Raw genomic sequence first — 5,719 nt, forward strand, 5'->3', positions numbered from 1 at the left:
TCCGGATGTGTTGGCGAAGGTGTCGCGGGGGTTGGGGGAGCCGATGGTCGGGATCAACATTCCGGACCTTCCCGCGGAGCAGCGGTACGCCGGCCGCGGCTGGTGAGCTCGACGATCCGGGACACCTCCCCGGTGTGAGTGCCCGCGCGGTGGGGGCTCCGGTGTCCGAGCGGGCGACGCGCCACGGGGCGACCTGGATGATCGATTCCAAGGGCTCAGTGGTCACAGGCCAGCAGTGATCGCTTGATCGGCTGGCCGGTGCGGGTCGTTGGTCGCGGCCCGCGATCAGGATCTGCCGGACCGTCCGACGGTCGGCTCGGGGTCGGTTTCGAAGATTCCCAGAAGGGGGTGCCGTTCGTCGGCCTTCGCGCCGGTGAGGGCGAACCCGACCGGCAGCCCGTGCAGCGTGCCCAGCAGGTGCAGCCGCAGGCCCCAGCGGAAGCGGGAGTGGCTGGCGCAGTAGCCGTACTCGGCCCACCCGGCCAGGTCCGAGCGTCGGACCGCCTCGCGGGAGCGGGCGCACTTCACCGGGGTCGAGTCGGCCACCCAGGCGTCGTCGGTCCACAGGGTGGTGTTCCGCGCCAGCATCCCGACCAGCCAGCCGATCGTGGCGCCCAGTCGCCGCAGCCGTTTGTTGTAGCCAGGCTGCTTGGGCACGTACGGGAACAGATGCCGCAGGTGGCAGCGGGTGTAGCGCAGCCAGCGCGCCTCGCTGGTGTGCCCGAGCAGGGCCTGCAGCACCACCAGCGTGATCAGTTCGGCATCACCGATCTTCGGGGTGAACCCGATCCCCGGCTACCACGGAACCCGTTCGGGCGAGACCTTCAGCAGATCATCGGTTCGCACAGAGAGTGCCGTCGCAAGGGTGTCCACGTCAGCGTCCACGAGAGCCTCCTGCTCTTCGCCCGGTAAGCAACGCTGATCTTGGGCACCCTCCACCACGTTCAGCGAGCGCCACACCGCACCGCCGACGTCCGGCCGATCCTGGGGCACCCGTGCGCCTGACCGCGGGAGCGGAGCGATCATCAGCCGTTCGGGGCGCCTGATGTCCGCTCAGCTACTCGTCTCGCCACTCGACGGACCAAAAGTGCCAGTCGTCGCGGACGCACCGCAATAGCAACAGCGCTACGTAGCACTGATGGGGATCGGGTGATCACACGGTTCGGTGTAATCGCCGATGTTCGTGACCGCTCGGACATAGTCTCCGCCGCGACAGCTGTGACTCACGTGGCGGAGGGGACCGATGAGACGTTCCGTGACGATCGGGGCCATCGTTGCCACAACGGTGCTCGCCGGTTCCATGCTGGCTCTCGCGCAACCGGCGGCGCCGCCACCCCCGGCGGATTGTGTGCCGTCGAGCGTCTCGCCGACGGTGCCACCGACGGTGCCGCCCACGGTGCTACCGACGGTGCCGCCCACTGGACCGCGAACCGCCCCGCCGGTCACCTCGCCGGCCTTGCCGCCACCGGCCACGTCCGCCGTACCCACCCCGGGGCTCGCCGCTCGTCCCTCCCCGCCCGTGCCTGCCCCGACGCCTGTTCCAGCGGCCCCGACGGCCCCCGCGGCCCTCGCGGCGGCGTCGGTCCCGTTGGCCACCTCCGCTCCGGCGGCCACAACCACGGCGGCGTCCGTCGCCGCCACCGGGCCCGCGCCGACCCCGCCCACCCGGGCGGCAGCGCCGACCCCGCCCACCCGGGCGGCAGCGCCGACGACCTCGGCGGTGGTCGCGTCGGCGGTGGTTCCGCCATCGAGCACCCCCCCGTCACCACCGGCGGCTGCGTCGACCCCGGGAGCCAGCCCCGCCCCACCGACGCCATCGGCCCTGGTCCCGGCCACGCCGGCGGCAACCTCCAGTGCGCCGGCCGCGGCGCTCGCGCCATCCCCGACCGTGCCCGAGCCGGCGCCTGTCCCGACCACGCGACCCGTTCCTGCGGTTCCCCCGGTGGCCACGCCCACGCCGCCGTCGGCCCCATCGGCCGTGCCAGCGCCGTCGATCCCGCCGGTGTCCCCGCTCCCGCCGCCCACCGAGCTTCCGGCCGATCCGTGCGCTCCGGCGGGTCAGTCGGCGGGACAGGAGACGAGCGCGGCGGCGATCCGGAATTGGGGTACGCCCAACCGCGTCGACGAGTTCAACGGCACGGAGCTGTCCGAGGCCTGGGAGGTCTACGACGGCCCCGGCCACGCCGGCAACGGGCGACGAACCCCCGAGGCGGTCGGCGTCGCGAACGGGATCCTGACCATCACGGGTGACGAGCACGGCAACACCGCGGGCATGGCGTGGAATCCGGGCCAGAAGTACGGCCGCTGGGAGGGCCGGGTGCGGGCGCCCGCCAGCGACCCGTCGTACAACGCGCTGCTGCTGCTGTGGCCGGATGCGGAGAACTTCCCGGTCGGCGGTGAGATCGACTTCATGGAGATGATGGATCACACGCGTCAGAAGACCCACATCTTCGTCCACTACGGCGCGAACAACTCCCAGGTCAGCGGTTCGGTGCAGATCGACGCGACGCAGTGGCACAACTGGGCGGTCGAGTGGACCCCGACCCATATCGCGGCGTTCATCGACGGTAGGGAATGGTGGCGCACCACCGACATGCACGTTCTGCCGCCAGGCCCGATGCACCTGTGCATCCAGCTCGACTGGTTCCCCGGGGGAGGGAGCGTCCAAAAGTCGATCATGCAGGTCGACTGGGTCAAGCAGTACTCGCTGGACCCGCACGAGCTGACCGAGGACGCGACCGACGACATCGGTGAGGCGGTCCGGGACGGCGGCGCCGATCCCGGTGCCATCCAGCGCCGCGTCACCGAAGGTCACGGGGGTGGTGGGCTCGTGCCGCACGCGGTGTCCGCCCCCCGGGACTGAGCGCCGGTCCGGCCGCTGGCGGCGCGGCGCCCCGGTGGCTCTCGCGACGCTCGAACGGCGACGAGACCGGCCCGGTCAGACGTACTCCATGATCAGCACCGCTGCGGCGCCCGGCTCCAGCGCCACGTAGCGGTGCGGCTGATCACCGGGGAAGCAGACGTAGTCTCCGGGGCCGAGCTCGACCTCCTCGCCCTCCGGTCCGGCCTGCCAGCGACCGGCCGTCACGAGCAGGTGCTCGATGGTCCCGCGAAGGTGCGCGTGCGCCCTGCGGGGTGTGCCCGGTTCCCCGGTGATGACATGCAGGTCGCGACGGGCACCCGGGGGGCAGGCCGCCAGCAGTGTGCTGGTGAAGCGAGCCTGGTTGGACGCGATGGCATGTCCCTCGCCCGACCGGATGACCCGGACCGGCCGGGTGGGCGGGTCGACGAGCCGGCTGAACGGGACGTCGAGCGCGACCGCCAACGCCCACAGCGTCTCCACGCTGGGGTTGCCCGCCGCCGCCTCGAGCTGTGACAGCGTCGACTTCGCGATGCCCGCCCGGCGGGCCAGCTCCGCCAGCGACACCCCGAGCCGGTCCCGTTCGCGCCGCAGCGCGATCGCGATCGTCTGCACAGGGCTCGTCCGGTCCATCCCTCTCCTCGCCGGGTTTGACGAATGCCAGCGTGGTGTTCAGCCTAGAGTACGTGCGTTCGTTCTACCGAACACTTACTCGTGAGGACATGCGCGACGCCCTCGCCCTCGCGGCGGCCATCGGGGTGGTCGGCGCATCGTTCGGAGCACTGGCCGCGGCGGCGCGCATCCCGGTCGCGCTCACGCTCGCCATGTCGACCTTGGTCTTCGCCGGCGGGTCACAGTTCCTCATGGTGGCCATCGTCGCCGGGGGCGGCGGCGCGGTCGCCGCGGCCGCGGCCGGACTGCTGCTCAACGCGCGGCACCTGCCGTTCGGACTCGCGATGGGCGATATCGTGGCCGACCGGTGGCCCGTCCGGTTGCTGGGGGCCCATCTGATGATCGACGAGTCGGTGGCCTTCGCCCGCTCGCGCGGTGGTGGTCCGCGCTCCCGGGCCGGCTACTGGCTGTGCGGAGCGCTGGCGTTCGTGTTCTGGAACGTGGGCACGGTCCTCGGCGTGCTCGCCGGGTCTGCGGTACCGGACCCGGCGGCCTTCGGGGTGGACGCCGCGTTCCCGGCGGGTCTGCTCGCGCTGCTGCTGCCCGCGCTGCGCCGTCCCGACGCCCGGCGCGTCGGACTCGGTGCCGCGGTCACCGCGCTCGCCGCCTCCCCGTTCCTGCCCGCCGGGCTACCGGTGCTCGCCGGCCTCGCCGGCCTGGTGCTCCTGCCCGTGGGACGGGGGATGTCCGGAGGACAGTCGCGGTGACATGGGAGGCGGTCCTGGCCCTCGCCGCCGGTACGTACCTGCTGCGCCTGGGCGGACTCGTGTTGCGCAACCGGGTCGAGATGCCCGAACGAGTGGAGCGCTACCTCGACCTGAGCGCGACGGCCCTGCTCGTCGCGCTCGTGGCGACGGCCGCGCTCACCGGGCCGGGCGCGTTCGCCGGTTGGGCCCGGCCGGCCGGCGTCGCCGTCGGCGCGCTCGCCGCCTGGCGGAAGGTGCCATTCGTGATCGTTGTGCTGCTGGCGGCGGCCACCACCGCGGGACTGCGTGCGCTCGGGGTTCCCTGACCGGGACATCCGGGGTGGAGCAGAGTGTGGTTCTCGACGCTCATGTGGACGAACCCGGCACTGCCCCTTAGAGTGATCGCCAACCGCTTAGCGCGGAAGAAGTGCCGCTTGACTCTGGGTTTCGACCGGTAAGCGGCACAGTTGCGCTGTTTGAGCGAAAGCGGTTGTGATCTTGATGAAAGTGTGCATGCCATCCGAATGGCGGATCCACTGTGGACGGACGGTGGATAGCCTCGTTGATCGTTAACGCTTGATCAACGGGATGGGGGCTTCATGCGGCGGATCGCCGTGGTAGGCACCGTGACGGTGCTGGCAATGCTGGCCGGATCGACGGCGGCCGTCGCCGCAGAGGAGCCGGGGACCGCCGCCCGGTCGGCCGGAGCGGAGACGAGCGCGGCCGTTCGGTATGGATGGGGAGCTCCGTCGCGAACGGAGGAGTTCAGCGGTCCGCTCGGCCCGAACTGGCACGTCTACGACGGACCCGGCCACGCCGGCAACGGACGACGCAGCCCGAGCGCGGTGACCGTGCGCGACGGCATCTTGACGATCACGGGGAACTCGGCGGGCACCACCGCCGGGATGGCCTGGGAACCGGGCCAGAAGTACGGCCGCTGGGAGGGCCGGGTCCGGGTCCCGGTGGGCGACCGGTCCTACAACGCGTTGCTGCTGTTGTGGCCGGACGCCGAGAACTTCCCGGTCGGCGGCGAGGTCGACTTCATGGAGATGATGGAACCGACCCGCCAGCTCGTCCACGGTTTCCTGCACTTCGGCCCGCAGAACTCGCAGGTCTCCAACTCGGTCCGGGTGGACGGCACGCAGTGGCACAACTGGGCGGTCGAGTGGACCCCGGACCACATCGTCATGTTCGTCGACGGCCGCGAGTGGTGGCGGATCACCGACCGCTCGATCCTGCCGCCCGGTCCGATGCACCTGTGCATCCAGCTGGACTGGTTTCCGAAGGGGGGACCGGTGACCGAGTCGCGGATGGAGGTCGACTGGGTCAAGCAGTATCCGCTGCGTCCGACCGCCGCGCCGCCGGTGACCACGGTGCCGCCGACGACTGCGCCGCCGGTGACTACGGTGCCGCCGACGACTGCGCCGCCGGTGACCACGGTGCCGCCGACGACTGCGCCGCCGGTGACCACGGTGCCGCCGACGACTCCGCCGCCGGTGAC

The 5,719-nt window shown here is 71.7% G+C and carries 6 protein-coding genes and 2 pseudogenes; 5 read left to right on the forward strand and 3 right to left on the reverse strand.

All coding sequences use genetic code 11. The features are described 5' to 3' along the window. Positions 1-106: pseudogene (locus ACFQE5_RS07965) on the forward strand (pyridoxal 5'-phosphate synthase lyase subunit PdxS); the annotation flags it as partial. A gap of 185 nt (positions 107-291) precedes the next feature. Here ACFQE5_RS07965 and ACFQE5_RS07970 read toward each other — a convergent pair. After that, a pseudogene (locus ACFQE5_RS07970) lies at positions 292-885 on the reverse strand (IS982 family transposase); the annotation flags it as partial. A gap of 240 nt (positions 886-1,125) precedes the next feature. After that, positions 1,126-1,917: a hypothetical protein gene (locus tag ACFQE5_RS07975; protein ID WP_379584186.1), complete on the reverse strand. Its 792-nt coding sequence runs from the start codon at positions 1,915-1,917 to the stop codon at positions 1,126-1,128. Positions 1,918-2,002: 85 nt separating this feature from the next. Between ACFQE5_RS07975 and ACFQE5_RS07980 the strand changes: the two genes are divergently transcribed. Further along, positions 2,003-2,863, forward strand: coding sequence for a glycoside hydrolase family 16 protein (locus tag ACFQE5_RS07980; protein ID WP_379584187.1), 861 nt, complete (start codon positions 2,003-2,005; stop codon positions 2,861-2,863). Positions 2,864-2,938: 75 nt separating this feature from the next. On the opposite strand, the gene ACFQE5_RS07985 is transcribed toward ACFQE5_RS07980, so the two are convergent. Then, positions 2,939-3,493 carry a helix-turn-helix domain-containing protein gene (locus tag ACFQE5_RS07985; protein ID WP_379584188.1) on the reverse strand — a complete coding sequence of 185 codons (555 nt, stop codon included), beginning with the start codon at positions 3,491-3,493 and terminating at the stop codon, positions 2,939-2,941. Between the two features lie 53 nt (positions 3,494-3,546). Between ACFQE5_RS07985 and ACFQE5_RS07990 the strand changes: the two genes are divergently transcribed. From ACFQE5_RS07990 to ACFQE5_RS08000, 3 genes are all read left to right on the forward strand, one after another. Then, the gene (locus tag ACFQE5_RS07990; RefSeq protein ID WP_379584189.1) at positions 3,547-4,239 is read left to right on the forward strand and encodes an AzlC family ABC transporter permease; all 693 of its coding nucleotides are present in this window, start codon (positions 3,547-3,549) and stop codon (positions 4,237-4,239) included. After that, positions 4,236-4,544: an AzlD domain-containing protein gene (locus tag ACFQE5_RS07995; RefSeq protein WP_379584190.1), complete on the forward strand. Its 309-nt coding sequence runs from the start codon at positions 4,236-4,238 to the stop codon at positions 4,542-4,544. Before ACFQE5_RS07990 ends, ACFQE5_RS07995 begins: the two co-directional genes overlap by 4 nt. A gap of 288 nt (positions 4,545-4,832) precedes the next feature. Continuing rightward, positions 4,833-5,719 (forward strand): glycoside hydrolase family 16 protein (locus ACFQE5_RS08000; protein WP_379584191.1); only part of this gene is annotated, 887 nt, incomplete at its 3' end.

This window comes from Pseudonocardia hispaniensis (assembly GCF_042658695.1).
GTDB lineage: Bacteria > Actinomycetota > Actinomycetes > Mycobacteriales > Pseudonocardiaceae > Pseudonocardia > Pseudonocardia hispaniensis.